A 24,864-nucleotide genomic window follows, 5' to 3' on the forward strand; every position below is an offset into this window, starting at 1 on the left:
CCTCACTGTGAACGTACAGCTCTGACGGAAGTTTGTCCGGTGTCCCTGCGGACGCGGCCGGGAAGCGCACGCCAGGATGGGGGTGCAGCACACCGACGAGGAGGACCCGTGGACAAGGCCCAGTACTCGCAGCCCATCCGGGAGTACATCGAGCAGCTCCGGACCGAGGGCTACAGCGTCGCCGACGGGCACACCGCCGACCCGGACCTCATCGACCCGTACGGCAACCCGGTCCTGACCTGGCGCGACGACTACCCCTACGACGAGCGCCTCGGCCGCGAGGAGTACGAGTACCAGAAGTACCACCTGCAGATCGAGCTGCTGAAGTGCCAGTACTGGCTCGAGGACACCGGGCAGAAGGCCGTCGTCCTCTTCGAGGGTCGCGACGCCGCGGGCAAGGGCGGCACCATCAAGCGGTTCACGGAGCACCTCAACCCCCGGACCTCCCGCGTCGTCGCGCTGAGCAAGCCGAGCGAACGCGAGCGCGGCGAGTGGTACTTCCAGCGCTACGTGCAGTACCTGCCGTCGGCGGGCGAGATGGTCCTGTTCGACCGCTCCTGGTACAACCGCGCCGGTGTCGAGCGGGTGATGGGGTTCTGCTCCGACGACGAGTACGAGTCCTTCATGACGCAGGTGCCGCAGTTCGAGCGGATGCTCGTCGACTCCGGCATCCACCTCACGAAGTTCTGGTTCTCGGTCACCCGCCGCGAGCAGCGCACCCGGTTCGCGATCCGGCAGCTCGACCCCGTGCGGCGCTGGAAGCTGTCCGACATCGACCTGCTCTCGCTCGACCGGTGGGACGAGTACACCGAGGCGAAGACCGCCATGTTCGCCCGGACGAGCAAGCGGTACGCACCGTGGACGATCGTCCGGTCGAACGACAAGAAGCGCGCCCGCCTCAACGCGATGCGGTACTTCCTGACGCAGTTCGACTACCCGGACAAGGCGGTGGACGTGATCGGCCGGCCCGATCCGCTCATCGTCCGGCGCGGGAAGCGGGACGTCGACGTGGAGTAGGGGCGACCAGGAGGCGCGGTGCCGGCCCGCAGCGCTGGGCGCGGTCGGAGCACTGCCTGGTTGGGTGGTCGCATGCGCCGCCCCGACACCGTCACCGTCGTCGTGCCGGTCCTCGACGACGCGGACCAGCTCCGCCGGTGCCTCGCGGCGTTGGCTCGCCAGACGCGGCTGCCCGACGAGGTGGTCGTCGTCGACAACGGCAGCTCGGACGACAGCGCGGCCGTCGCCTCCCAGGCCGGCGCCCGCGTGCTGCACGAACCCGTCCGGGCGATCGCCGCGGCGGCGTCCCGGGGCTACGACGCGGCGACGGGCACCCTGATCGCCCGGCTGGACTCGGACTCCTGCCCGGGTCCGGACTGGCTCGAGCGAGCGCTCCGGCACTTCGACGACGACCGCGTCGTGGCGGTGACCGGGCCGGGCGAGTTCCGCGGGCTCGGTCGTCTGGAGCGGGCGTTCTGGCACGTGGCGTACATGCGCGCCTACTTCGCCCTGATGACGGCGGCACTGTGGCGGCCGCCGTTGTTCGGTTCGAACCTGGTCATCCGGCGCCGCGCCTGGGAGGCCGTCCGGTCCCGCGTGCACCGGTACGACGCCGACGTCCACGACGACGTCGACCTGTCCGTGCAGCTCGATCCCGCGTGGCCGGTGGTCCTCGACCGTTCCCTCGTGATGTCCGTGTCGGGCGAGCCCGTCCGCGACCTGCCGGGCCTCGTCGTGCGCACGCGGAAGGCGCTCCGGACACTGGCGCTCGGCGGGTTCCGGATCCTGCCGGTCGTCCGGGCCGTGCGGCGCTGCTGGGCGACGCCCCGTGCCGTGCCCGGTGCCGTGGTCGAGCGCACCCTCGGGCCGGACGTCGTGGAACCGCTCGAGGAGGTGCCGGCGTCGTGAGCGACTCCCCGCTCGTCGGGCCGCGGTCCGCCCCGGACCTGCACGTCCTGTCCCTCAACGTCCGCCGACGCGTCCCGCACCGTCGGACCGACCACCCCGATGCCTGGACGCACCGCCGCGGTGCCGTGCTCGAGCTGCTCGGGTCCGAGTCCCCGCACCTCGCCGCCCTGCAGGAGGTCCTGCCCGACCAGGAGCGCTGGCTCACGGAACGGTTGCAGCCCCGGTGGACCGCGGTGCTCCGGGGTCGCGGGCGCCGTGGCGACGGGGAGCGCGTCGGGATGCTGGTCGACACCGACCGTCTGCGGATCACCGGCGAGCACGTCCGGGCGCTGTCCCGCCGGCCGGAGCGGATCGGGAGCCGGTCGTGGGGCACACTGTTCCCCAGGATCGCCGTCGGCCTCCGGCTCGAGGACCGCGTCACCGGCACGCGCTTCCTCGCCGTGTCCGTGCACCTCGACGTCGCATCGCCCCTGGCACGTCGGCGGTCGGCGGAGCTCCTCGTCCGATGGGCGGACGACGCCGGGCTCCCGGTCGTCGTGCTCGGCGACGCGAACGCCCCCGCCGACAGTGCTCCGCACCGGGTCCTCACCGACGCGGGGTTCGCGGACACCTGGACGGCGGCGGCCTCGCACGCGTCCGAGCAGTGGGGCACGCACCTGGGGTACCGCGCTCCCCGGCAGGACGGACGCCGGATCGACTGGATCCTGGCCCGCGGCGCCGACGGGGTGCGTGCCTCCGTGTCGGCGGCGGCCGTGTCGACGCGCCGACCGAGCGGGGTCTGGCCGTCCGACCACGCCCCCGTGCATGCCGTGCTCCGGTGGGAGGCAGCGTGACCACGACCACCGCGGACCACCGCGTGATCGACCGGCTCGGTGCGACGTTCCTCCGCCGACCCGGCGGCGCCGAGGTCGTCGCCGACGCCGTCCGTGCGGTGACGCTGCTGAGCCTCCCGGTCGCCACGATCGGGTGGGGCTGGATCGCGTTCGCCGTGCTCCTGCTCGCACTGCTCGGGGTCGTCGTCCCTCGCGTGCTCGGACTCCGACCCGCCGTCGACACCGCCGTGTGCGCGCTGGCCCTCGTCGCCGGGTGGAGCAGCGTCCTCGGCTGGTACACCTCGGTGTTCCTGTGGGACAAGGTCGTGCACTTCGTGCTGCTCGCCGCGTTGACCGCGGTGCTCTGGGTGATCGCGAGCGACACCGGGGTGCTGCGCACGCGCGACCGGGTCGGTCGGGTCCAGGCGGTCGTCGTCGCCGGTGTGCTGTCGCTGGCGATCGGATCCGTCTGGGAGATGTTCGAGTTCCTCGGGCACACCTTCCTCGACCCGACCATCTACGTCGGGTACGAGGACACCATCGGGGACCTGGCCGCCGACCTCGGGGGCGGGGTGCTCGCCGGGCTCCTGCTGCCGTGGGCCGTGCGGGACCGCCGGGTCGTCGCCGGACCGTCGTCCTGAGCCCATCCGGACCGCTCCCGCGCGCGGAGGGGTGCCCTGCCGGAGGGTGTCCCAGCGTCCCCTCCCACGGAGGCGACGCCGGTCCTAGCGTCGAGGGCATGCCAGCGAACCCAGCAGCCCAGCGCGAGCACGCCCAGCTCTTCCCGGACCACACCTCGACCCTCGCCGAGACCGACCCGGGGTTCGCGGCGTCCTTCGCCGACTTCGCCCTCGACGAGACCCTGCGCGACGTCGCGATCACCCGGCACGACCGACTCCTCGTCCAGCTCGGCGCGACGATCGCCGTCGGTGCGCACACCGAGTTCGCCGTCCTCCTCGGAGCCGCGCTCGCCAACGAGGTCACCCCCGTCGAGGCGAAGGAGGTCGTGTACCAGGCCGTCGCCTACGTCGGCTTCGCCCGCACCGTCGACTTCCTCACGATCACCGACGATGCACTCGTCGCCCGCGGCGTCGCGCTCCCCCTGCCTGATCAGCGCACGACCGACCCCGACACGCGACTGGCCCGCGGGCGCGAGGTGCAGGGACGGATCGTCGGCGCCGACCGGGTCGACCACATGTACGACGCCGCGTCGCCCGACACGGTGCACTTCCAGCGGTTCCTCTCCGGCAACTGCTTCGGCGACACGGTGGCGCGCGACGGGCTGGACCTCCGGACCCGCGAGCTCGTCACCTTCGCGATGCTCGTCGCCCTCGGGGGCGCCGACGCGCAGGTCCGCGGGCACGTTGCCAGCAACCTCGCCGTCGGCAACCACCGCCGGGACCTGCTCGACGTGCTCACCGTCCTGGTGCCGTTCATCGGGTACCCCCGCACCCTCAACGGCCTCGCGGTCGTCGACGACGCGGCGCCCGCGACGGACCGGTGACGGACTGGTGACGAACTGGAGGCGCGGTGCGGGTGAGCCGATCAGCTCACCCGCACCGCGCCTCCAGTCCGTCGACGCTGCGTCCGCAGCGTCAGTGCTCTCAGCTCCGGAGGAACGCGAGGATGTCCGGGTTGACGACGTCGGCGTGGGTCGTCAGCATGCCGTGCGGGTACCCCTCGTAGATCTTGAGCGTGGCGTCGGCGAGGAGCTCCGCCTGCTTCAGCGACGCGTCCCGGTACGGCACGACCTGGTCGTCGTCGCCCTGCAGGACGAGGACCGGAACGGTGATGGCCTTGAGGTCCTCCGTCTGGTCGGTCTCCGAGAACGCCTTGATGCCCTCGAGGTGCGCGAGGGCGCTGCCCGTCATGCCCTGACGCCACCAGTTCGCGATGACCGGCTCCGACGGCGTCGCACCGTCACGGTTGAAGCCGTAGAACGGGCCGGAGGCGACGGCCTGGAAGAACTCGGCACGGTTGGCGGCGAGCGCCTCGCGGAACCCGTCGAAGACCGAGATGTCGGTGCCGTCGGGGTTCGCCTCGGTCGTGACCATGAGCGGCGGCACCGCCGCGACGAGGACGGCCTTGGCGACCCGGCCCTGCGGCTGGCCGTACTGGGCGACGTACCGGGCGACCTGGCCGCCACCGGTCGAGTGGCCGATGTGGATCGCGTCGTGCAGGTCGAGGTGTTCGACCACGGCGGAGACGTCGCTCGCGTAGTGGTCCATGTCGTGGCCGGTGCCGATCTGCGACGAACGTCCGTGGCCGCGGCGGTCGCTGGCGATGACGCGGTAGCCCTCGGCCAGGAAGTACAGCATCTGCGCATCCCAGTCGTCCGAGGACAGCGGCCAGCCGTGGTGGAACACGATCGGCTGCGCGTCGTGGCTCCCCCAGTCCTTGAAGTAGATCTCTGCACCGTCGTCGGTGGTCACGTATCCCATGGTGGTCTCCCTGTGCTTGTTCGGTGGTTCTCGGTCGGTCGGTCGGTCGAGGGGCCGGGGTCAGCTGACCGCGGCGAGGGCGGTGGTGATGACCGCGGCGACCTCGGCGGGGTGGGTCTGCATCACGAGGTGGGGGGCGTCGATCTCGACGACCTCGCGGACGCCGGCGCGCTGGTACCCGAAGCGCTCGACGTCGGGGTTGATGGTGTGGTCGGCGCTGGAGACGATGCCCCAGGACGGCTTGGTCTTCCACGCGGCCGCCGATGCCGGCTCGCCGAACGCGACGGCGGAGAGCGGACGTTGCGACACCGCGAGCACCTGCGCCTCGGCCAGTGCGAGCCCGTCCGCGAAGACGGCGGGGAAGGCGTCGACGGCGACGGAGACGTCCGTGCCGGGCTCGCCGCCGTCCACGGGGTAGGGCGCGTACACGAGGTTCGCGGCGAGGTCGCTGTCCGGGAAGCCGCCCTGCAGGGCACCGAGGCTCTCGCCCTCCTCGAGCGCGTACGCGGCGACGAAGACGAGGCCGACGACGTTCTCGGCGACACCGGCCACGGTGAGGATCGCGCCGCCGTACGAGTGCCCGGCGAGCAGGACCGGTCCGTCGATCTGCTCGACGAAGGACCGGATGTAGGCCGCGTCGCCGGAGAGGCTGCGGTTGAAGACGGGCGGGACGAGGACGTGGTGACCCTGGTCCAGGAGGAGCCTCGTCACCGGGGCCCAGCTGGAGGCGTCGGCGAACGCTCCGTGGACGAGGACGATGGTGGGTGATCCGGGCATGGTGCGGTCCTTCCGGGTCCGCAGCGGGAGGCGCGGACCTGCTTCGTCGAGGGCGGTGCCTGGTGGCGCTGACGACGCTAGGGGCGCGCGGTGGAGCTGCACATCGGTCACGGTGACCGAGATGCGTTGCCGGATGACCTAGTCGCCGGACGAACCGGCCGCCAGGGCCGCGGCGAGCTCCTGCCGGGCCGAGATCCCGAGCTTCTGGAACGCCGCGTACAGGTGGGCCCCCACCGTCCGCGGGGAGACGAACAGGTGCTCGCCGATCGCCCGGTTGCTCAGTCCTCGTGCCGCGAGCGTGCAGACCCGGAGCTCCTGCGGCGTGAGCAGTTCGACGCCGCCGTGCCCCGCCGCCGCCACCCGCTGCCCGGTCGCCCGGATGGCGTCACGGGTCCGGTCCGCCCACGCCGGCGCGGGCATCGACTCGAACAGCTCGAGGGCGGCGTGCAGGGCGGCACGGGCGGTGTCCCGCCGACCCGCCCGGCGCAGGCGGCCTCCGAGGCGGAGCAGTGCACGGGCCTGCACGTACGGCACCGGCCACCGTTCGTGCTGCACGGACGCCCACGCCGGTTCGAGGTCGGCGTCGGGGACGAGTGCGAGCCGCGCGTGGTCGAGGGCGGCGCGGACGATCGGCGCGTGCCAGCGGGCGTGGAGCCGCTTGAGGTCCGCCGCCCGCTGCTCGGCGTCGGCCCGGTTGCCCGACTCCAGCGCGGCGTCGACGAAGTCGTGCGAGGTGATGACGGCGAACGTCGGGTTGAACGCGTCGTGGTCCGGATCGGCCAGTGCCCGGACGGATTCGAGTGCCTCGGCCGCGCGACCGGACACCAGGGACGCCGCCCCCGCGGCGCCGAGCAGGGTCGCGCGCATCGCACTCGACCGGAGCACCTGCGCCCCGGCAGCCGTTCCGCCCGCGATCCGTTCGGGGTCCGGCTGCTTGCCGTCGAGGGCATCGAACCACGCGAGCGCGCACCGGGTCGCGGCGGTGAACCCGTCGTCACCGAGGTCCCGTCCGAGCGAGGAGGCCTCCTCGGCGAGGACCCGCGCCCGCGCGAGGTCCCCACCGAGGAACGTGGTCATCGAGGTCCCCATGAGCGCCTGCGGAAAGGTGCGCAGGTCACCACGCGCCCGCATGCTCCGGACGGCACGGTCGAGGAGGACGCGTGCCGTCTCGATCTCCCCGACGAGGTTGAGCGCGTACCCGAGGTACCAGGCGGAGCCCTCGTCCTCGGCGGTCGGTGCGGCGGCGAGCGCGCGTTCCAGCACACGGTCGCCACGCACCACCGGCTCGGTCCGGGCCGCGAGCAGGATCGACCGGGGGTCGTCGTCCGGCAGGGCGAGCGCCTCGACCACGACGAGCATCGGGTCGCCCGGGTCCGGTTCGGCGGTGTGGTCCCAGGCGATCGCGGCGAGGTGCAGCAGCGCCGCGGTGGCGTGGTCGACCCCGCCGCCCTGCTGCATCTCGGAGACGGCGTGCAGGGCCGGCCCGAGGTCGCCCACCGCGAGCCCGGTCCGACCGGTGGGCAGGGTCTCGGCGACGAAGGCCGCGCGTGCTGCGAGGAGCCGGTCGGGCGCCTCGTCGCACGCTCGCTGCACCAGGAGCGAGGCGTCCGCGAGCCGTCCGGACAGCCCGGCGTGCTCCGCCGCGAGGATCCGCCGGCCGACGCGTCGGGCGACGTCCGAGGTCAGCTCGGCCGAGCGCTCGTACGCCCGGCTCGCGACGAACGGGTCGGACATCGCCGATCGCTCGTCGCCGATCGCGGCGATCTCGTCCGCGAGGTCGTCGTCGTGGCCGGTCGCCAGCTCGGCCCGCCACCAGACCGTGCGCGCGGGGTCGTGGTCGTGCTCGAGGACCAGGGAACGCAGGACCGCGGTGCGCTCCGTCGGCGACGCGGCGGTGAGGACCGCCGACTGCACGAGCGGGTGCCGGAACCGGATCGCGCGGGGCGCCACCCACTCGAGCAGCGACGACGCCGAGGCCTGCTCCGTCCACGTCGGCGGCGGGAACCTCCCGAGCGTCCGGGCGGCCACCCGCGCGGCTTCCTCGGCGCCGGTACCACCGGACAGGGCGACGGCGAGGATGGCCAGCCGGACGGGGTGGTCTAGCTCCGCGTACCGCGCGGCGAACTCCTGCTCCACCCGGCCCACCACGGGACGGTCGCGGGTCCGGTCCCCCGGTGTCGTGCGGCTGAGTTCGTGCAGCGCGAGCGGGTTCCCCTCGGCGCGGAGCACCAGGTCACGTCGCGCTTGGCCCATCGGCGCCCCGGGGACGGCGTCGAGCAGGCGGCCGGCGTCCGACTCGTCGAGCGGCGTCAGGTGGAGGCGCCGGACCGCGGGGTCGTCCGCGGTCTCGGTGTTCCGGGTCGTGATCACCATGACGATCGGGTCCTGGTCGACCCGCCGGGCCATCATCCGGATCGCCCACTCGGACGCGGCGTCCATCCAGTGCAGGTCCTCGGCGACGACCAGGACCGGGCCGTCCGAGGCGGCGTCGGAGACCAGTGTCAGCGCCGCCAGCCCGGCGAGCAGCGGCGACGGCTGGATCCCCGTCGCGAGACCGAACGCGACCTCGAGCGCACGACGCTGCGGTGCGGGCAGGTCGGCGATCCCGCTGCGCAACGGGTACAGGAGCAGGTGGAGCGCGGCGTAGGGCTCGGCCGACTCGGCGAGGGTCCCCGCGGTCGAGAGCCGTCGGACGCCGAGGTCGGTCGCGTGGCGGACCAGATCGGCGACCAGCGTCGACTTGCCGATCCCGGCCTCACCGTCGATGACGAACGCGGAGCCGCCGTCGTGGACGTCGCGGAGGGCGTCCCGCAGGGCGGAGCCCTCCCGCTCGCGCCCGATGACGGGCTGCGCCATCGTCATGTCGCCAGTATGGCAGCGGTGGGGCCGCCGGCGAAGGGCCCGGCATCGGACGGGAGGCGCGGTGCGGGCCGGCACCGCGCCTCCCGTCCGACGCGGTGCCGGACCACGGCACGGCGCGAGCGGGTCAGCGCGTCGCGTCGCGCGTGATCGCCCGTGCGCACGCGTGCAACGCGGGCACGACGGTGCTCGGCTCGGCGTGCCCGGTCGGCATCACGATCGAGAGGGCCGCGACGACGCCCGAGGCGTCCCGGATCGGCGCCCCCGCCGCGACGAGGGCACGCGGGGACCGCTGCGAGCCGACGGCGGCACCCGTCCGACGGACGGCCGACAGGTACCGGCGGAGCTCGACCGCCGACGTCACCTCGTCGACCGAGGTCCGCACGTCGAACGTCGTGATCGCACGCTCCTGGACCTCGTCGGGCGCGAACGCGAGCAGGACGAGTCCGCCGCCGGTCGCCGCGAGGGGCATCCGGCCACCGACCCGGTAGTCGACGCTCCGGGTCCCGCGCTTGGGCGAGACGCGCTCGACGAGGACCGCCTCGTCCCCCTCACGGACGCTGAGCATGGCGTGCTGTCCCGTCAGGTCGTGCAGGTCCTGGAGGTACGGCAGGGAGGCCTGGCGGAGCCCCACGCCTCGCGGGGCGAGCGACGACAGTTCGTACAGGCGCAGCCCGATCGTGAACCGGCCGTCGGCCCGGCGTTCGAGGGCGCCCTCGGCGACCAGGCTCCGCGCGATCCGCAGCGTCGAGTTGACGGGCAGGCCACAGCGACGCGCGAGTTCGCTCAGCGTCAGCGTCGGGTGGCGGTCGTCGAAGCACCCCAGGATCGCGAAGGCCCGACCGACCGTCCCCGTGCGAGTGTCGCCCACCGCTGCACCCTACCGCCGACGCCGTCTTCCGCTGAGTGGAAACCCACACCGAACCGCTCTCGCGCCGTCCTACGCTCGGCCCCCGGACGAAGGAGCAGATCGTGGACGACGTCACCGACATCAGTCAGCTCGTGCTGCGCGAACGCCAGGGGCGGGACCGCGGGCTGTGGGACCGCATGCGTGACGCGTGGGAGCCGGACGGCCGCGTGCGCATCAGCTGGTTCGACGGCAGCGCGCGGGACTTCGTCGCGGGGTCGATCGCGATGGCCGCCGGTGGGACGGCCGCCACACACCGGATGAGCCCGCCGGTCGTCGACCTCCTCGGTGACCGCGCGATCGTCGCCGCACCGGCGGTCATCGAGGTCCGCGCCGGACTGGGCGGCGCCGAGGTCGACCTGGCCTCCCGCGTCCGGCTGCTGTACCGCGCACGCCGGACCGGCACCGGCTGGCGGCTGGCCGCGATGACGTGCGTCTACGAATCCGACACGGTGACACCGACCGTTCCCGGCACCGTGCCGGACCTGTCCTCCGTCGCGGTCGACGACCGTCGGCCGTCGTACCGATGGCTCGCGACGGTCCTCGGGGCGACCGGCCACCGCATCGCCGACGACCTGCCCGGCACGGACCGGCCCGGGTCCGTCGAGGCGGTGGAAGCCGCCGAACAGGACTGGCTCGACGGCCACGATCGCGACGGCCGGGACGGAGACCGCGCATGAGCCGCTACGTCACCGCACCCACCGCCGACCACGACGTCGTCATCCGCGACGTCACCGTCGTCGACCCGCTCGACGGGACCGCCACGGCCGGGCAGGACGTGCGGTTCACCGGCGCGACCATCGCGTCGGTGTCCGCCACGTCGCAGACCGGGACGGCCGCGGGCCAGCAGGTCGTCGACGGACGCGGCCGGTTCCTGGTGCCGGGCTTCGCGGACATGCACGCCCACCCGCTCAACTCCCCGGACGACGTCGACGGCGCCTACGCACTGATGCTCGCGAACGGGGTGGTCGGGTTCCGCCAGATGTCCGGCTCGCCCGCCCTGCTGGCAGCCCGTGCCGCGGGTGCACTGCCCGCACCGCTCGGCGCTCCGGCGCTCCTCGCCACGCCGGGAGACCTCCTCACCCCCGTGAACGCGTCGACCGCGGAGGCCGCCGTCGCGACCGTCCGTGACCAGCACGCCCAGGGTGCCGACTTCATCAAGGCGGCCCTCGTCGGGCGCGATGCGTTCCTCGCAGCACTCGCTGAGGCAGGTCGGCTCGGTGTCCCGCTCGCAGGGCACCTCCCGAACGACGTGGACCCGCGCGAAGCGTCCCGAGGAGGCATGCGAGCGATCGAGCACCTCGGGCCCGGCGCGACCGTGTTCGCCGCGACGTCGTCCCGCGAGGCCGAGGTGCGATCCGCGGTCGGAGCGGCTCGCACGCCGAAGATCCCCACGGTCAGGCTGCCGGGCATGGAGCGCGTCATCGGTCGCGTGATCCGCGGCATCGTGGTGAACCCGGCCACGAGGACCTCGGACTCGTCCGCCCGCGCGCTCACCCTCGCCGACGACTCGTTCGACGAGGAGGCCGCCCAGGAGTTGGCAGCGCTCTTCGTCGAGCACGAGACCTGGCAGTGCCCGACCCTGGTCCGCCTGCACACGCAGCAGTTCCCGAACGCGCCGGAGCACCGACACGACGACCGTCGCCGCTACATCGCACCCGGGGAGCTCCGCTCGTGGGACCGGTCCGGCCGGAAGTTCGCTCGCCTCCCGACGGCGACCCGGGACGCCCTCGAGTCGCACTGGGCGGCCCAACTGCGCCTCGTCGGGCTCCTGGCCGCCGCGGGCGTCCCGATGCTCGCCGGGACGGATGCCGATGGTGCCGCCGGGGTGATCCCGGGCTTCGCGCTCCACGACGAGTTCGGGTACCTCGCCGACGCCGGTCTGGGACCCCTGCAGATCCTCCGGACGGCGACGTCCGACGCGGCGCGGTTCCTCGGGCTCGAGACCGAAACCGGACGCCTGGCCCCCGGGTCACGGGCGGATGCGGTGCTGCTCGCCGCCGATCCGATGACGAGTCACACGGCGCTGGGGCGCATCGACGGGGTGGTCCGGGCGGGGTCGTTCTGGGATCGATCGGCGCTGGACGGGATCCTCGAGCGGGTGGCGGGGGCGCCGGGGGCGCGCTGAGCGATCCTGCCCGCTGGGTGTCCGGCTCCGCCTCCAGGATTCGAACCCGGACCTAACGGCACCAAAGGCCGTCGTGCTGCCATTACACCAAGGCGGAACGCGCACGGAGGCGCCCGTCCATCCTCCCACGACCGCGGCGGCTGGCCGTGCAGCCCCTGCTTCCGCCAAGATGGTGGGATGCCGCAGGAGGACGAGGTCGACCGCATCGTCGCGGCGTGGGGTCGCGAGCGCGCCGACCTGGACTTCGGCCCGCTCGAGGTCCTGTCCCGCGTCGACCGGCTCGCCCGACACCTCGACCGTGCACGACGGGCGGCGTTCGACGCGAGCGATGTCGAGCCGTGGGAGTTCGACGTCCTGTCGGCACTGCGGCGGGCGGGTGAGCCGTACGAGCTGAGCCCGAAGACGCTCCTCCAGCAGACGCTGGTGTCGAGCGGCACGATGACGAACCGGGTGGACCGGCTGGCTGCCCGCGGGCTCGTCGCGCGTCGCACCGACCCGAAGGACGGCCGGGGGATCCTCGTGTCGTTGACCGCCGACGGGCGTGCAGCGGTGGACGCCGCGATCGCGGACCTGCTCGCCGCCGAGCGGGCCATCCTCGCGGGGGTGTCCGACACCGAGCAGGACCAGCTGTCGGGGTTGCTCCGACGCCTCATCCTCGGGCTCGGCGACTGACCCGACCGCCGAGCGGCTTCATCCGGCCACCGCGCGGCTTCATCCGTTCGGCCGAGTCCACGGGCCGGGCTTCGGTCGTCGGGTCGATGTGCGACGAAGCCGGCTCCGGCCACGATGATCGACGTGCCCAGACTCCGCGCCCTCATCCGTCGCCGCCGCTCCACCCTGCTCTTCGTGCTGGTGCTCCTGCTGCTGGCGGCGGGCATCACGGCCACGACCTCGGCCATCGGTGCGCAGCGCCAGGCGAAGGCGGCGGGCGAGCTCTGCACCGCGGACGACCTCGCCGCCCGCTGGCACCACGGTGCGCTGTTCCTCGACGCGCGATCGGCCCGGACGGGGAAGACGGTCCTGACGCACCGGGGTGACGAGCCGACGCAGACCGGCAGCACGATGAAGGTCGTGACGGCAGCCGCGGCGGTGTCCGCGCTCGGGCCCGACCACCGGTTCACGACCCGGGTCGTCGCGGGCACCGATCCGGGCGCGGTCGTGCTGGTCGGCGGCGGTGACCCGACCCTGAGCCGGCTGCCGTCCGGTCAGGACAGCGTCTACCCGCACGCACCGCACCTCGACGACCTGGCGCGGCAGGTGCTCGAGGCTCGTGCGGGCCAGCCGGTCACCTCGGTGCAGGTCGACACCAGCCTGTTCGACGGGCCGGCGTGGCACCCGAGCTGGCCGGAGAGCGCCCGGACCAGCGGCAGCGTCTCGAACATCACGTCGCTCATGGTCGACGGCGACCGCGACGACCCGACCGAGTCGTACTCACTGCGGAGCGCCGGGGCGGTCGCGCGCGCTGCGACGGCGTTCGCGGCACTCCTCGGGCCGGACGTCCGGGTGGACACGACCTCGGTGCCGGCGCCGTCCGGCGCGCAGGTGCTCGGGACCGTGCGGTCGGCGACGGTGTCGGAGCTTGTCGGGATGCTGCTCACGGACTCCGACGACACCCTCGCCGAGGGGCTCGCCCGCCACGTCGCCATCGCCGAGGGTGCCGGCCGCTCCTTCGACGCCGTGCAGGCCGGGAGCACGAAGGCCCTGGTGCGCTACGGGGTGCCGACCGGAGGCCTGCGCCTCGTCGACGGCTCGGGCCTCAGCCCCGACAACCGGGTACCCGCCTCGGCGCTCACCACGCTGATGCGCGCCGTCGCTGCGAAGCAGGACGGCCTCGGTCCGGTCGACGCCGGGCTCGCGGTCGCGGGACGGACGGGCACGCTCGGCGACGACGGCCGCTTCACCGGTGCCGCAGCAGACGCCCGCGGGCACGTCCGCGGCAAGACCGGGACGCTCGACGACATGTACGGCCTGACCGGGGTGACCGACGAGGTCGGCGGGGACCGCGTCGTGTTCACGGTCTTCGCCGAGGGCACGAGCGACCCCGGTGCCCGGAAGGAGATCGACGCCCTGGCAGCGGCGTTGTGGCGGTGCGGCGGACACGCTCCGGCGCTGCGGGGGTAGCCTCCGGGCCATGCACGCGATCACCCTGGCCGTCGCCGACGTCGCACGCTCGGCGGAGTTCTACCGCGCCCTGCTCGGGATCGACGGCAGCGGGGTGATCGGCACAGAGTACCCCGCGACCGACACCGAGGCGGGCGGCACCACGGCGATGTTCACGCTCGACGACGGACTCATCGTCAGCGTGTACGGCCGCGACGACATGGCGAAGGACTCCGGGACCGTCCTGGCCACCGCGCCGAGCAGCACGATCGGGCACTTCGTGGACAGCCAGGCCGACGCCGAGGCGTTCCTCGACCGCGCGCGGGCCGCCGGCGCGACGATGCTCGCGCCGCCGTACACGCGGCCGTGGGGCATGTGGTCCGGCTTCTTCCAGGACCCCGACGGGCACCTGTGGGAAGTCGTCGCGAACCCCGGCGGCGTGGCCCCCGAGGACGCGAAGCCAGCGGAGTAGACCCGCTCAGACCCCGAGCTGCTCCGCGACCTCGAGCCAGCGCTCCTCGAGCTGCTCGACCTCGGCCTCCAGACCGGCCAGGCGAGCCTGCAGCTCGCCGAGACCCGCGTAGTCCGACTGGTCGTGCGTCGCGAACTGATCGAGCAGCTGCTTCCGGTCGGCACCGACCTTCGCGATCTTGCGATCGAGCGCCGACAGCTCCTTCTCTGCCGTCCGACGCTCCGCGCCCGACAAGCCCGAGGCGGCCCCGGCCGACGCGCCGGGACCGGCCGGTGCACTGGACCCGGCCACGGCACCGGCCGAGCCGGTCCCGCCAGCCGTGTCGGGCCTCCCGGCAGACGCGGCGGCAGCCGCTGACGCGGTCCCGCCACCGGTGCCGGCCGCACGGAGCCGCATGTACTCGTCGACGCCGCCCGGCAGGTGCCGCAGGTGCCCGCCGAGCACGGCGTACTGCTGGTCGGTCACGCGCTCGAGCAGGTACCGGTCGTGGCTCACGACGAGGAGGGTGCCGGGCCAGGTGTCGAGCAGGTCCTCCATGGCGGCGAGCATGTCGGTGTCGAGGTCGTTCGTGGGCTCGTCGAGGATCAGGACGTTCGGCTCGTCGAGCAGGATGAGCATGAGCTGCAGGCGGCGCTTCTGGCCACCGCTGAGGTCCTTCACCGGCGTGGAGAGCTGCGCCGAGGTGAAGCCGAGCCGCTCGAGCAGCTGGGACGGCGTCATCTCCTTGCCGTCGGCGACGTAGCTCGTCTTCTTGCGGGCGACGACCTCGCGGACGCGGTCGTCGGCGAACTGCGCGAGGTCGGCGAGCTGCTGGTCGAGGACGGCGACCTGCACGGTCTTGCCGGTCTTGACGCGGCCGCTCGTGGGCTGCAGGCGCCCGGAGACGAGGCTCAGCAGGGTCGACTTGCCGGCACCGTTCGGGCCGAGGATGCCGGTGCGCTCCCCCGGCGCGATCCGCCACTCGATGCGGTCGAGGATCTCGGTGCCGTCGAACGAGACGCTGACGTCGAGCAGGTCGACGACGTCCTTGCCGAGGCGTGCGGTGGCGGTCTTCGCGAGGGCGACCGTGTCGCGGATCGGCGGCACGTCGTCGATGAGGGCGTTCGCCGCGTCGATGCGGAACTTCGGCTTGCTCGTGCGGGCCGGGGCGCCGCGGCGGAGCCATGCGAGCTCCTTGCGGGCCAGGTTCTGCCGGCGCTGCTCGCTCGCGGCGGCCTGCCGGTCACGCTCGACGCGCTGGAGGATGTACGCCGCGTAGCCGCCCTCGAACGGGTCGACGACGCCGTCGTGGACCTCCCACGTGTCGGTCGACACCGCGTCGAGGAACCACCGGTCGTGCGTCACGACCACCATTCCGCCCTGGTTCGCGGACCACCGGCGGTTGATGTGCTCGGCGAGCCACTGGATGCCCTCGACGTCGAGGTGGTTCGTGGGCTCGTCGAGGAAGAGGACGTCCCAGTCGCCGACGAGCAGGCGCGCGAGGGCGACACGGCGGCGCTGGCCACCGCTCAGCTCGTCCACCGACACGTCCCACGGGATGTCCGACACGAGGCCGCCGATGATGTCGCGGATCTTGGGGTCGCCGGCCCACTCGTGCTCGGCGAGGTCGCCCACGACGACGGTGCCGACGGTCTCGCCCGCGGGCAGGATGTCGCGCTGGTCGAGGTACCCGACGGTCAGGCCGCGGCGGTGCGTGACGCGGCCGCCGTCCGGTTCGAGGCGCTGGGACAGCAGGGCGAGGAGGGTCGATTTGCCGTCGCCGTTCCGGCCGACCACGCCGATGCGGTCGCCCTCGTCGATGCCGAGGGTGACGTTGTCGAAGACGACCTTGGTGGGGAACTCGAGATGCAGGTTCTCGGCGCCGAGGAGATGAGCCACCCGTCAAGGGTAGGCGGCGTGGCCGGGTGGTCGGTGCGGGAGGCGGTCCGCAGCGTGCGAGGTTCCTCGCTCCGTGGGACGGGCTGCGGATCGCACGGCGGGCGGGACCTCGCACCGTGCGTCCGTCAGGGGTGCGGCGCGGGTCGGGAGGCGCGGGTCAGGTCCCGGTGGTCGGCTCGCCCTCGCCTGCGGCTTCCTTCGCCCGCTTGAGGCGCGCCTGCGCCTCCCAGTACTCGATCTCGCGCTCGAGCTCGGCGAGCTCCTGCTCCGTGCCGCTCACCCGCTTGTCGCCGTGGGCGTTGCGGGCATCGCCGAGCGTGGCGTACCGGTCTTCGTGGCGAGCCGGCTCGAGGTACCGGCCGTGGTTCCGCTCGCCCGGCGCCCAGTCGTGTCCGACGGCGAACCAGACGATGCTGCCGACGACGGGGACGAGGACCACGAGGAGCACCCAGGCGAACTTGGGCAGCCCACGGATCTGGTCGTCGGTCTTCGTCAGGATGTCGATCAGGGCGAAGACCAGCAGGACCACGCCGGCCCCGTACAACAGCACGCTCATGGTCTCGGATTCTATGGATCGGCTAGGAACCGGCGCTACGCCCCGAACGCGTGCCGCGGTTGCGATCCGGCAACGGTCCGCTGCGGGGATCCACAGGGTCGCCGGCGAGGTACCGACGCGCGACGACGACGTCGCGGAACCCGAACCCGACCGCGACGGCGGCGGCGATCGCGGCGGCGAGGTAGAGCGGCCAGAAGAAGATGTTCGAGACCGCGACCGAGGTCAGGAGGACGAGCCCGCCGCCGGTGGACAGCAGGGCGCGGCCGCTGCTCGACTGCACCGCGGTCGCGAGCACCACGTCCAGCCGTTCGTCGGGAGCGTCCACACGTCCCCGGACCGCCCGGTCGACGGCATGCCGCTCACGGCCCGACAGCGACCGGGTCACGGGGAGTCGCTCGGGGTGTCGGCTCGATCGGAACGTCCGGCTCGAGTCGAGGATGACGACCGCGAAGCCGACGCCGACCCCGACGGTCGCCGCCACCCAGCGTCCGTCTGAGTCCGGTGCGAACACGAGTGCAGCGGCGATCAGCGCGAGGACCGCTGCTGCGAACGCGACGGTCAGCGTGGCGATGGGCAGGCGGCGCGGCGGCCGCGCGTCGAGCACGAGCCGTGCGCGTTCCTCGGCCAGCGCCCACCGGGACGCGGCCCGTGCTGCGGTGTCGGTCATCGCCCCCGATGCAACCAGATCGACTGAGGATCCGTCAGAGGGCGGCGACCCACTCGTCGGAGCCGTCGGTGAACCGCTGGTGCTTCCAGATCGGGACCCGCTCCTTCACGAGGTCGACGAGCGCACCGCAGGCAGCGAACGCCTCGGCCCGGTGCGGGGACGACACGGCTGCGGCGAGCGCCACGTCCCCGATGCCGAGCGCGCCCACGCGGTGCAGCACGGCGACGCGGACCTCGGGGTGGGTGTCGGCGATGGTCCGGGCCACCTCGGCGATGACCTCGCCGGCGCTCGGGTGCCGTTCGTACTCGAGCGCGGTCACGCCCTTGCCGCCGTCGTGGTCGCGGACGACCCCGGCGAAGGTGACGACGGCGCCGTCCTGGTCGGTGGCGACGACGGCCGAGACCTCGTCGACGGTGATCGAGCGGTGCACGACGTCGGCCACCACGACCCGGTCGCCGGCCGTCGCAGCGTCCGTCACGAGGCACTCCGCGGGGCGTGGCCCTCGCCCGAGACCTGGGCGAGGACGTGGTCGAGCAGGCCCTCGAGGACCGCGAGTCCGTCGGCGACACCACCGCGGGACCCGGGGAGCGTGACGATCAGGGTGCCGCCCCCGGCGATCCCCGCGATGCCACGACTGAGCAGCGCGGTCGGTCCTGCTCCGGCGAGTCCGCGGCGCCGGATCTCCTCGGTGATGCCGGGGAGCTCGAGGTCGATGAGCGGTGCGATCACCTCGGGCGTGCGGTCGGTCGGGGTGACGCCGGTCCCGCCCGTGGTGATCACGACCCGGGCGTCCGACAGGAGTTCGGCGGAGACCGTCTCGGCGATCGGGCCGCCGTCGGGCACGATGACCGGCTCGGCCACGGTGAAGGCTCGCTCGCGGAGCCAGCCTGCGATGACGGGACCGGTCCGGTCGAGCGCGGGGTCGACGGACGCCTGGGTCGACACCACCACGACGGCCGCCCGGCCCGTGGTCGGCTGCGAGGTCATCGGTTGCTCCAGTCCCCCGAGCGTCCGCCGTGCTTCTCGAGCACCCGGACGTCCGTGATCGTGGCCGTGCGGTCGACGGCCTTCACCATGTCGTACACGGTCAGGGCCGCGATGCTCGCGCCGGTCAGCGCTTCCATCTCGACGCCGGTCCGCGAGGTCGTCCGCACGGACACCTCGACGAGGACGCGGTCGTCGTCGCCGGTGATGTCGACCTCGACCCCGGCGATCGGCAGCGGGTGACAGAGCGGGATGAGGTCGGAGGTCTTCTTCACCGCCATGATCGCCGCGATGCGGGCGGTGCCGATCACCTCGCCCTTGGGCAGCGAGCCGTCGAGGATGCGGGCGACGACGTCGGGGCGGGTGACGAGGGTCGCGGTCGCGGTGGCGGACCGCGCGGTGACGTCCTTCTCGGAGACGTCGACCATGTGGGCGGTGCCGTCGGCGCGGACGTGCGAGAGTTCGTCGCCGCCAGGCAGAGTCGGGTCGGTCATCGGAGGCTCCAGACGGTCAGCGGGTCACCGGGCGCCACCGTGGCGGTGCCGATCGGGACGTGGACGAGGTGCGTGGCGGTGGCGTAGTGCGCGAGCAGGTGCGAGCTGGTGCCCCCGACGAAGTGCACGCGGCCGTCCTCGACCCGGCCGCGCCGGACCTGGTGCTTGCCCTCGGGCGAGGTCGCGGTGTCCGCAGCGGGCAGCACCGCGGCGACGCGGTCGTCGGGGATCCCGGCGTCCGCCGCCAGGAGCGGGCGGAGGAAGACCTCGAACGAGACGAGGGCCGACACGGGGTTGCCGGGGAAGGACACCACGGGGACCGGACGCCCGGCGAGTTCGACGGTACCGAACGCCTGGGGGCCGCCGGGCTGCATCGCGACGGGGGTGACGGCGAGACCCCGCGGTTCGAGGGCCTGCCGCACGACCTCGTACGCCCCGGCGCTGATGCCACCCGTGGTGAGCACGAGGTCGGCCCAGTCCCCCACCGCATCGTCGAGGGCCGCGACGAACGTCGTCTCGTCGTCCGGCACCCGCACCGACCGCGAGGCCACCCCGAGCTCGGCGAGCGCCGCCCGCAGTGCGATCCCGTTGGCGTCGCCGATCGTGGCGTCACCGGCGCCCTGGAGTTCGGAGCCGGTGGACACGACGAGGACCCGGAGCTGCCGGACGACGTCGACCGTCGAGACCCCGGCCGCGGCGAGCGTCCCGAGCACCGCGGGTGTCACGGCAGCACCGGCAGGAGCCAGCTCGCCCCCGCTCGGCAGGTCGGTGCCCGTCGCCCGGACGAAGGTCCCGGGGGCGAGGTCGTCCGGCACCCTGACCTCGGCCAAGGCCAGCGCCGCGGGGAACGCCCCGAGGTCGGTGGCCTCGACCGGGAACACCGCGTCGGCGCCGAGCGGGATGCGCGCCCCCGTCATGATCGGCGCAGCGGTCCCGGGGTCCAGCGCCGGTGGCATCGTCCCCGCCGGGATCGGGGCGACCACCCGCAGCACGCGACCGGCGTCGGCGGCACGGACGGCGAAGCCGTCCATCTGGCTGTTGTCGAACGGTGGGAGCGGCACGGGTGCGACGACGGCACGTGCGAGCACGCGGTGCCCCCGTCCGCCGTCGGCACCGCTGGCGAGGTCGTCGATGTCCCGTGCCTCCGGGACCGCGGAGCGCCTGGCGGACAGGACCGGCGCGACCAGGGCCGCGATCTCGTCGCGGTGCTGACCGATCGTTCGCACGTGCGCCTCCGAACAGGTGAGAAGTGTGCCCGCTCCCGGTCCGGCCGGGGGCGGTCCCAGTAGCGTAACGAGCGCGCAGAACGCGCCGAGGACCATTCGGAGGACCTGTGGAGAACGACGTGACCACGACCGGGGCTGTGGACGAGACGCGCATCGGGGTGATCGGCGGTTCGGGCCTCTACGAGCTGTTCGAACCCGGCACCGCGGACGAGATCGATGTCGACACCCCGTTCGGCGCCACGTCGAGCCCGATCAGCATCGGCACGATGGCCGGCAAGCGCGTCGCGTTCCTCACCCGGCACGGCCGCGCGCACTCCGTCGCCCCGCACCGCATCAACCACCGCGCGAACCTGTGGGCGCTGCGGTCGCTCGGGGTCCGCGCCGTGGTGTCGTCGAGCGCCGTCGGCGGGCTGCACCCCGACTACGCCCCGGGGACCTTCGTCGTGACCGACCAGCTCATCGACCGCACGTGGGGCCGCGCGGACACGTTCTTCGAGGACGCCGTGCAGCACCTCTCCTTCGCGGACCCGTTCGACCCGGTGCTCCGACGCGTCGCGATCGGTGCGATCGAGCGCCTCGACGTGCCGTTCCGCCCGACGGGCACGTGCGTGGTGATCCAGGGGCCGCGGTTCTCGACGCGTGCGGAGTCCGTCTGGATGCGCGAGGCCGGCGGCCACACGATCAACATGACGATGACGCCGGAGGTGCCGCTCGCGGCCGAGCTCGGCATCGGGACGGTGAACCTCTCGTTCGTGACCGACGCCGACGCCGGCCTGGCCCCGTCCGAGGCCGAGGCGGAAGCGCAGGCAGCCGCCGGAACCGGCGAGGCCCCGGTCACGCACGGCATGGTGATGGAGCGTCTGGCCCGCGCGAACGAGGTGATCGTCCGCGCGATCGGCTCGATCGTGGCGGCGATCCCGGACGACTACACCCCGCGCGAGCTCGTCCCGGCCGAGGCGAGCGCGAGCGCCATGACGAGCGCACGGCCCGCAGCAGCGACCACGGGAGCCACCGCGTGACCCGCCTGCTCGTCACCGGCGGCGCCGGCTTCATCGGCTCCGCCATCGTCCGCCGCGCCCGGGCCGAGGGCCACGAGGTGCGCGTGCTCGACTCCCTCCGCGACGACGTGCACGGCGACCCCGCCGAGGTCGTCACCGCCCACCAGCAGCAGGGCATCGAGTTCGTGCACGGCGACGTCCGCGACCGGGTCGCCCTCGACGCGGCCCTCGACGGTGTGGACGTGGTGTGCCACCAGGCCGCCAAGGTCGGCCTCGGCGTCGACTTCCAGGACGCCCCGGACTACGTCTCGACGAACGACGCCGGCACGGCCCACGTCCTCGCCGGCATGGACCGCCACGGCATCGGCCGGCTCGTGGTCGCGAGCTCGATGGTCGTCTACGGCGAGGGGGCGTACACGACCGCCGCCGGCGAGCGCGTGCGCCCGCCCGCCCGTCGCCGCGCCGACCTCGACGCCGGTGAGTTCGACCCGATCGGGCCGGACGGCACGCCGCTCCTGCCCGGCCTGATCGACGAGTCCGCCGCGCTCGACCCCCGCAACGTGTACGCGCAGACGAAGGTCGCGCAGGAGCACCTCGCGTCGTCGTGGGCGCGCGCCACCGGAGGCCGCGCGATCGCCCTGCGCTACCACAACGTCTACGGGCCGGGCATGCCCGCGAACACGCCGTACGCCGGCGTCGCGTCGCTGTTCCGCTCGGCGCTCGCACGCGGCGAGGCCCCCCGCGTCTTCGAGGACGGCCGCCAGCGTCGCGACTTCGTGCACGTCGACGACGTCGCCGGCGCGAACGCCGCGTCGATCGCCGCGACGGCGGAGCTCCCGGCGGAGAGCTTCCGTGCGTACAACGTCGGCTCCGGCGTCGTGCACACCATCGGCGAGATGGCGGCCGCGATCGCCGGTCCCGAGGGGCCGCGACCGGTCGTCACGGGCGAGTACCGCCTCGGGGACGTCCGGCACGTGACGGCGTCGTCGGACCGGATCGCCGCCGAGCTCGGGTGGCGTGCCGAGGTCGACTTCGAGCGCGGCATGCGGGAGTTCGCGACGGCGCCGCTGCGCGCCGCGGTGCAGTAGGCCGCGGGCCACTCGCCGGCGCCGCCGCGAGCGGGCGCGCCCGCGAGCGGGCGGAATGCGTCGCCCGGGCTGAGCGGTCGAGCGGGCACGACTCGCCGCTCGCGTTCGGCGAGCGGGCGGAACCGGCCGCACAGCGGCCGCGAACGCGACGTTTCGTGCCCGCTCGGCGACCAGGCGGGCAGGCAGGCGGGCAGGCAGGCGAGCGGGCAGGCAAGCGGCCAACGGGCAGGAGCGCGACCGCCTGGAGGCGCGGCGCCGGTCCCCGAAACCGGCGCCGCGCCTCCAGGCCGGCACCCCCACCGCGTGACGCGTCCGCCCGACGCCCCACCTGCGTGTCCCCCGATCAGGGGTGGCCCGCCACCGAGAGTGCGCGGAACGTCCATCGGGGGACGCCAATCCTGTACCCCGACCTCTCATCACGTGTTGTGTCGTAGGCATGGAACGACAGCCGGCCCACGAGACCGACCGCCCCGCCCCGCCGACGCGCGCGGCGGGAGCCGACACCAGTCGTTCCGACGCTCCGCACCGAATGGGCGACATGAACGTCGACGTCATCCTCCCCTGTCTCGACGAGGCCGATGCCCTCCCCGAGGTCCTGGGCCGACTCCCGCGCGGCTACCGCGCGATCGTCGTCGACAACGGCTCGACCGACGGCTCCGCCGACGTCGCCCGGGCCCACGGCGCCCTCGTCGTCACCGAACCGGTGAAGGGCTTCGGCTCGGCCTGCGCCGCCGGGGTCGCCGCCGCCACGGCCGAGTACGTCGCCTTCTGCGACGCCGACGCCTCGATGGACCCGGCCGAGCTCGTCCCGCTCGTCGCCCGCGTGGCCACGGGACACACCGACCTCGCCCTCGGACGCCGCGTGCCGACCACGCCGGGCGCCTGGGCACCGCACGCCCGGTTCGCCAACCGCGTCCTGGCGGTCCTGATGCGTCGCGCGACCGGGTACCGGCTGCGCGACCTCGGCCCGATGCGCGTGATGCGTCGCGCGGACCTGGTGTCCCTCGACCTTCGGGACCGCCGCAGCGGCTACCCGCTCGAGATGGTCCTCGCGGCGCACGCCGCCGGGTGGCGCGTCGACGAGTCCGACATCGGGTACGCGCAGCGCATCGGCGACAGCAAGGTCACCGGCACGCTCCGCGGCACCGTCAACGCCGTCAAGGACATGTCGCGTCTGCTGCGCGAGTACCGCCGGGAGGCGCGAGCGACCGTCGTCGCACCCGCTCTGGTCCGCCACGTGGCCGGTCCCACCCACTCCGAGGAGGTCCACTCATGACGACCGACATCACCGTCGCGGTGGTCGCGAAGGAGTGCCTGCCCGGCCGGGTCAAGACCCGCCTGACGCCGGCGCTCACCCCCGAGGGCGCCGCGCGGGTCGCCGCCGCGAGCCTCGCGGACACGCTGGCGACCGTCCGTGCGCTGCCCGCCGCCCGTCGGGTGCTGTTCTACGACGGCACGGTGCTGCCGACCGGCGCCGAGGGCTTCGACGTCATCCACCAGACCACGGGCGGCCTCGACGAGCGCCTCGGTGCACTGTTCGACGCCGTCGACGGCCCGACGCTGCTCGTCGGCATGGACACGCCGCAGTTCGGCCCGGCCGACGTCGCGCCGGTGTTCGACGAGCCGCAGCGCGACGCGTGGTTCGGCCCGGCCGAGGACGGCGGCTTCTGGTCCCTCTACCTGCGCGACCCGGACGGCGACCTGCTCCGCGGCGTGCCGATGTCGCAGGACGACACCGGTGCGGTCCAGTTCGCCCGCCTGACCGACGCCGGGCTCGACGCGGGCACCCTCGGGGTCCTGCTCGACGTCGACACCGTGCCGGATGCCGAGCGCGTCGCCGATCTCGTGCCCGACTCCGCGTTCGCCGCCGCACTGCAGGCCGAGACCACGGGGGCACTCCGATGACCATGGAAGCACCCGTCTCCTTCGGGGCCGGCGGTGGCGAACCGTACGCGCGTGCGCTCCGCACCGATGGTCGCATCCGGCTGACGGACACCTCCCGACCGGACCGGGCGGTCACGCTCGACGTCGGCCGCTGGAGCGCCGCGGCGGACCGCATCGACCGGTCGCTCCTCGACGGTGCGGACGGGCCGGTGATCGACATCGGCTGCGGGCCGGGGCGGATGCTCGTCGCCGCGAGCACCCTCGGCATCCCGTCGCTCGGCGTGGACGTCTCCGCCGACGCCGTGGCGATCGCCCGACGCTCCGGCGGGACGGCGATCCAGGGCTCGGTCTTCGACCCGGTCCCCGACGAGGGGCACTGGGACACGGCGCTCGTGATCGACGGGAACATCGGCATCGGCGGCGACCCGGCGGCCCTGCTCGCCCGGTGCCGCGAGATCGTGCGCGTCGGTGGCCGCGTGGTCGTCGAGACCCACGTCGACCGCACCGCCGACCGGGTGTACACCGCCCGCGTGGTGGACGCCGACGGCCACAAGAGCGCGGGCTTCCCGTGGGCCGAGGTGGGCGTCGACGCCCTGCTCGACCACGCCGAGACGGTCGGCCTCGTGGCGAAGCAGAGCTGGACCGCCGAGGGCCGGACCTTCTGCGAGCTGCTCGCCTGAGCATTCCT

Annotated in this window: 26 protein-coding genes, 1 tRNA gene and 1 pseudogene; 15 read left to right on the plus strand and 13 right to left on the minus strand. The window is 73.7% G+C overall.

Annotation, left to right across the window (positions count from 1 at the left end; translation table 11 throughout):
* Positions 1-108 precede the first annotated feature (108 nt).
* From ppk2 to BM028_RS03140, 5 genes are all read left to right on the plus strand, one after another.
* Positions 109-1,017, plus strand: coding sequence for a polyphosphate kinase 2 (gene ppk2 / locus BM028_RS03120; protein WP_070416884.1), 909 nt, complete (start codon positions 109-111; stop codon positions 1,015-1,017).
* A 72-nt stretch (positions 1,018-1,089) separates the two neighbouring features.
* Complete coding sequence (locus BM028_RS03125; RefSeq protein WP_092384470.1) at positions 1,090-1,905, plus strand: glycosyltransferase family 2 protein; 816 nt, start codon at positions 1,090-1,092, stop codon at positions 1,903-1,905.
* A complete protein-coding gene (locus tag BM028_RS03130) occupies positions 1,902-2,738 on the plus strand; it encodes an endonuclease/exonuclease/phosphatase family protein (RefSeq protein ID WP_175495972.1) in 837 nt (278 codons plus the stop codon). The genes BM028_RS03125 and BM028_RS03130 overlap by 4 nt, the downstream gene beginning before the upstream one ends.
* Positions 2,735-3,358 (plus strand): DUF2238 domain-containing protein, encoded by a 624-nt coding sequence (locus BM028_RS03135; protein ID WP_092384474.1) that lies wholly within the window; start codon positions 2,735-2,737, stop codon positions 3,356-3,358. The genes BM028_RS03130 and BM028_RS03135 overlap by 4 nt, the downstream gene beginning before the upstream one ends.
* A 98-nt stretch (positions 3,359-3,456) precedes the next feature.
* Positions 3,457-4,221 carry a carboxymuconolactone decarboxylase family protein gene (locus BM028_RS03140; protein WP_092384476.1) on the plus strand — a complete coding sequence of 255 codons (765 nt, stop codon included), beginning with the start codon at positions 3,457-3,459 and terminating at the stop codon, positions 4,219-4,221.
* Between the two features lie 100 nt (positions 4,222-4,321).
* Here BM028_RS03140 and BM028_RS03145 read toward each other — a convergent pair whose 3' ends face one another.
* The 4 genes from BM028_RS03145 to BM028_RS03160 form a co-directional block, all read right to left on the minus strand.
* On the minus strand, positions 4,322-5,158 hold the full coding sequence (locus BM028_RS03145) for an alpha/beta fold hydrolase (protein WP_092384478.1): 837 nt from the start codon (positions 5,156-5,158) through the stop codon (positions 4,322-4,324).
* Between the two features lie 60 nt (positions 5,159-5,218).
* Positions 5,219-5,935, minus strand: a complete 717-nt coding sequence (locus BM028_RS03150) for an alpha/beta fold hydrolase (RefSeq protein ID WP_071295148.1) — start codon at positions 5,933-5,935, stop codon at positions 5,219-5,221.
* A gap of 138 nt (positions 5,936-6,073) precedes the next feature.
* Positions 6,074-8,797 carry an AAA family ATPase gene (locus BM028_RS03155; protein WP_092384480.1) on the minus strand — a complete coding sequence of 908 codons (2,724 nt, stop codon included), beginning with the start codon at positions 8,795-8,797 and terminating at the stop codon, positions 6,074-6,076.
* A 124-nt stretch (positions 8,798-8,921) separates the two neighbouring features.
* Entirely contained in the window at positions 8,922-9,665 is a 744-nt protein-coding gene (locus tag BM028_RS03160; RefSeq protein ID WP_092384482.1) for an IclR family transcriptional regulator, read from the minus strand.
* A 101-nt stretch (positions 9,666-9,766) separates the two neighbouring features.
* On the opposite strand from BM028_RS03160, the gene BM028_RS03165 reads away from it, so the two are divergent.
* Positions 9,767-10,381, plus strand: coding sequence for a nuclear transport factor 2 family protein (locus BM028_RS03165; protein WP_092384484.1), 615 nt, complete (start codon positions 9,767-9,769; stop codon positions 10,379-10,381).
* Positions 10,378-11,829: an amidohydrolase family protein gene (locus BM028_RS03170; protein WP_092384486.1), complete on the plus strand. Its 1,452-nt coding sequence runs from the start codon at positions 10,378-10,380 to the stop codon at positions 11,827-11,829. The genes BM028_RS03165 and BM028_RS03170 overlap by 4 nt, the downstream gene beginning before the upstream one ends.
* A 25-nt stretch (positions 11,830-11,854) precedes the next feature.
* Here the strand turns inward: BM028_RS03170 and BM028_RS03175 are convergent.
* Positions 11,855-11,926 (minus strand) — tRNA-Gln (locus BM028_RS03175).
* An 80-nt stretch (positions 11,927-12,006) separates the two neighbouring features.
* Between BM028_RS03175 and BM028_RS03180 the strand changes: the two genes are divergently transcribed.
* The 3 genes from BM028_RS03180 to BM028_RS03190 all read left to right on the plus strand — a co-directional run bounded on the left by BM028_RS03180 (position 12,007) and on the right by BM028_RS03190 (position 14,401).
* Positions 12,007-12,501, plus strand: coding sequence for a MarR family winged helix-turn-helix transcriptional regulator (locus BM028_RS03180; RefSeq protein ID WP_070416944.1), 495 nt, complete (start codon positions 12,007-12,009; stop codon positions 12,499-12,501).
* 123 nt (positions 12,502-12,624) lie between these two features.
* Positions 12,625-13,950 carry a D-alanyl-D-alanine carboxypeptidase/D-alanyl-D-alanine-endopeptidase gene (locus tag BM028_RS03185; RefSeq protein WP_254789369.1) on the plus strand — a complete coding sequence of 442 codons (1,326 nt, stop codon included), beginning with the start codon at positions 12,625-12,627 and terminating at the stop codon, positions 13,948-13,950.
* A gap of 10 nt (positions 13,951-13,960) precedes the next feature.
* Complete coding sequence (locus BM028_RS03190; RefSeq protein WP_092384490.1) at positions 13,961-14,401, plus strand: VOC family protein; 441 nt, start codon at positions 13,961-13,963, stop codon at positions 14,399-14,401.
* A gap of 6 nt (positions 14,402-14,407) precedes the next feature.
* On the opposite strand, the gene BM028_RS03195 is transcribed toward BM028_RS03190, so the two are convergent.
* The 8 genes and pseudogenes from BM028_RS03195 to BM028_RS03225 all read right to left on the minus strand — a co-directional run bounded on the left by BM028_RS03195 (position 14,408) and on the right by BM028_RS03225 (position 20,206).
* The gene (locus tag BM028_RS03195; RefSeq protein ID WP_441294439.1) at positions 14,408-15,754 is read right to left on the minus strand and encodes an ABC-F family ATP-binding cassette domain-containing protein; all 1,347 of its coding nucleotides are present in this window, start codon (positions 15,752-15,754) and stop codon (positions 14,408-14,410) included.
* Between the two features lie 56 nt (positions 15,755-15,810).
* Positions 15,811-16,279: pseudogene (locus BM028_RS18915) on the minus strand (ATP-binding cassette domain-containing protein); the annotation flags it as partial.
* A 157-nt stretch (positions 16,280-16,436) separates the two neighbouring features.
* Positions 16,437-16,835, minus strand: coding sequence for a PLDc N-terminal domain-containing protein (locus BM028_RS03200; protein ID WP_070416948.1), 399 nt, complete (start codon positions 16,833-16,835; stop codon positions 16,437-16,439).
* A 22-nt stretch (positions 16,836-16,857) separates the two neighbouring features.
* The gene (locus BM028_RS03205; protein ID WP_092384494.1) at positions 16,858-17,502 is read right to left on the minus strand and encodes a hypothetical protein; all 645 of its coding nucleotides are present in this window, start codon (positions 17,500-17,502) and stop codon (positions 16,858-16,860) included.
* A 34-nt stretch (positions 17,503-17,536) separates the two neighbouring features.
* On the minus strand, positions 17,537-17,980 hold the full coding sequence (locus tag BM028_RS03210) for a molybdenum cofactor biosynthesis protein MoaE (protein WP_092384496.1): 444 nt from the start codon (positions 17,978-17,980) through the stop codon (positions 17,537-17,539).
* On the minus strand, positions 17,977-18,489 hold the full coding sequence (locus BM028_RS03215) for a molybdopterin-binding protein (RefSeq protein WP_092384498.1): 513 nt from the start codon (positions 18,487-18,489) through the stop codon (positions 17,977-17,979). Before BM028_RS03215 ends, BM028_RS03210 begins: the two co-directional genes overlap by 4 nt.
* Positions 18,486-18,980, minus strand: a complete 495-nt coding sequence (gene moaC / locus BM028_RS03220) for a cyclic pyranopterin monophosphate synthase MoaC (protein ID WP_092384500.1) — start codon at positions 18,978-18,980, stop codon at positions 18,486-18,488. Before moaC ends, BM028_RS03215 begins: the two co-directional genes overlap by 4 nt.
* Positions 18,977-20,206 carry a molybdopterin molybdotransferase MoeA gene (locus tag BM028_RS03225; RefSeq protein WP_254789370.1) on the minus strand — a complete coding sequence of 410 codons (1,230 nt, stop codon included), beginning with the start codon at positions 20,204-20,206 and terminating at the stop codon, positions 18,977-18,979. The genes moaC and BM028_RS03225 overlap by 4 nt, the downstream gene beginning before the upstream one ends.
* A 119-nt stretch (positions 20,207-20,325) precedes the next feature.
* On the opposite strand from BM028_RS03225, the gene BM028_RS03230 reads away from it, so the two are divergent.
* The 5 genes from BM028_RS03230 to BM028_RS03245 all read left to right on the plus strand — a co-directional run bounded on the left by BM028_RS03230 (position 20,326) and on the right by BM028_RS03245 (position 24,856).
* Positions 20,326-21,225, plus strand: a complete 900-nt coding sequence (locus tag BM028_RS03230) for an MTAP family purine nucleoside phosphorylase (RefSeq protein ID WP_254789371.1) — start codon at positions 20,326-20,328, stop codon at positions 21,223-21,225.
* Positions 21,222-22,292, plus strand: a complete 1,071-nt coding sequence (locus BM028_RS03235; protein ID WP_092384504.1) for an NAD-dependent epimerase/dehydratase family protein — start codon at positions 21,222-21,224, stop codon at positions 22,290-22,292. The genes BM028_RS03230 and BM028_RS03235 overlap by 4 nt, the downstream gene beginning before the upstream one ends.
* Positions 22,293-22,821: 529 nt before the next feature.
* The gene (locus tag BM028_RS18155; protein ID WP_139219733.1) at positions 22,822-23,568 is read left to right on the plus strand and encodes a glycosyltransferase family 2 protein; all 747 of its coding nucleotides are present in this window, start codon (positions 22,822-22,824) and stop codon (positions 23,566-23,568) included.
* Positions 23,565-24,197, plus strand: a complete 633-nt coding sequence (locus tag BM028_RS18160) for a TIGR04282 family arsenosugar biosynthesis glycosyltransferase (protein WP_139219734.1) — start codon at positions 23,565-23,567, stop codon at positions 24,195-24,197. Before BM028_RS18155 ends, BM028_RS18160 begins: the two co-directional genes overlap by 4 nt.
* Positions 24,194-24,856: a methyltransferase domain-containing protein gene (locus BM028_RS03245; protein ID WP_092384506.1), complete on the plus strand. Its 663-nt coding sequence runs from the start codon at positions 24,194-24,196 to the stop codon at positions 24,854-24,856. Before BM028_RS18160 ends, BM028_RS03245 begins: the two co-directional genes overlap by 4 nt.
* The last annotated feature ends 8 nt before the right edge of the window (positions 24,857-24,864 follow it).

The organism is Curtobacterium sp. YR515 (genome assembly GCF_900113095.1).
GTDB lineage: Bacteria > Actinomycetota > Actinomycetes > Actinomycetales > Microbacteriaceae > Curtobacterium.

What these genes read in the sequence shown, in the direction of transcription:
- BM028_RS03125 (WP_092384470.1), top strand. Translation starts at nt 1,090, where the DNA reads ATGCGCCGCCCCGACACCGTCACCGTCGTCGTGCCGGTCCTCGACGAC.
- BM028_RS03140 (WP_092384476.1), top strand. Translation starts at nt 3,457, where the DNA reads ATGCCAGCGAACCCAGCAGCCCAGCGCGAGCACGCCCAGCTCTTCCCG.
- BM028_RS03145 (WP_092384478.1), bottom strand. Translation starts at nt 5,158, where the DNA reads ATGGGATACGTGACCACCGACGACGGTGCAGAGATCTACTTCAAGGAC.
- BM028_RS03150 (WP_071295148.1), bottom strand. Translation starts at nt 5,935, where the DNA reads ATGCCCGGATCACCCACCATCGTCCTCGTCCACGGAGCGTTCGCCGAC.
- BM028_RS03155 (WP_092384480.1), bottom strand. Translation starts at nt 8,797, where the DNA reads ATGACGATGGCGCAGCCCGTCATCGGGCGCGAGCGGGAGGGCTCCGCC.
- BM028_RS03170 (WP_092384486.1), top strand. Translation starts at nt 10,378, where the DNA reads ATGAGCCGCTACGTCACCGCACCCACCGCCGACCACGACGTCGTCATC.
- BM028_RS03180 (WP_070416944.1), top strand. Translation starts at nt 12,007, where the DNA reads ATGCCGCAGGAGGACGAGGTCGACCGCATCGTCGCGGCGTGGGGTCGC.
- BM028_RS03190 (WP_092384490.1), top strand. Translation starts at nt 13,961, where the DNA reads ATGCACGCGATCACCCTGGCCGTCGCCGACGTCGCACGCTCGGCGGAG.
- BM028_RS03195 (WP_441294439.1), bottom strand. Translation starts at nt 15,754, where the DNA reads ATGGTGGTCGTGACGCACGACCGGTGGTTCCTCGACGCGGTGTCGACC.
- BM028_RS03200 (WP_070416948.1), bottom strand. Translation starts at nt 16,835, where the DNA reads ATGAGCGTGCTGTTGTACGGGGCCGGCGTGGTCCTGCTGGTCTTCGCC.
- BM028_RS03205 (WP_092384494.1), bottom strand. Translation starts at nt 17,502, where the DNA reads ATGACCGACACCGCAGCACGGGCCGCGTCCCGGTGGGCGCTGGCCGAG.
- BM028_RS03215 (WP_092384498.1), bottom strand. Translation starts at nt 18,489, where the DNA reads ATGACCTCGCAGCCGACCACGGGCCGGGCGGCCGTCGTGGTGGTGTCG.
- moaC (WP_092384500.1), bottom strand. Translation starts at nt 18,980, where the DNA reads ATGACCGACCCGACTCTGCCTGGCGGCGACGAACTCTCGCACGTCCGC.
- BM028_RS18155 (WP_139219733.1), top strand. Translation starts at nt 22,822, where the DNA reads ATGGGCGACATGAACGTCGACGTCATCCTCCCCTGTCTCGACGAGGCC.
- BM028_RS18160 (WP_139219734.1), top strand. Translation starts at nt 23,565, where the DNA reads ATGACGACCGACATCACCGTCGCGGTGGTCGCGAAGGAGTGCCTGCCC.
- BM028_RS03245 (WP_092384506.1), top strand. Translation starts at nt 24,194, where the DNA reads ATGACCATGGAAGCACCCGTCTCCTTCGGGGCCGGCGGTGGCGAACCG.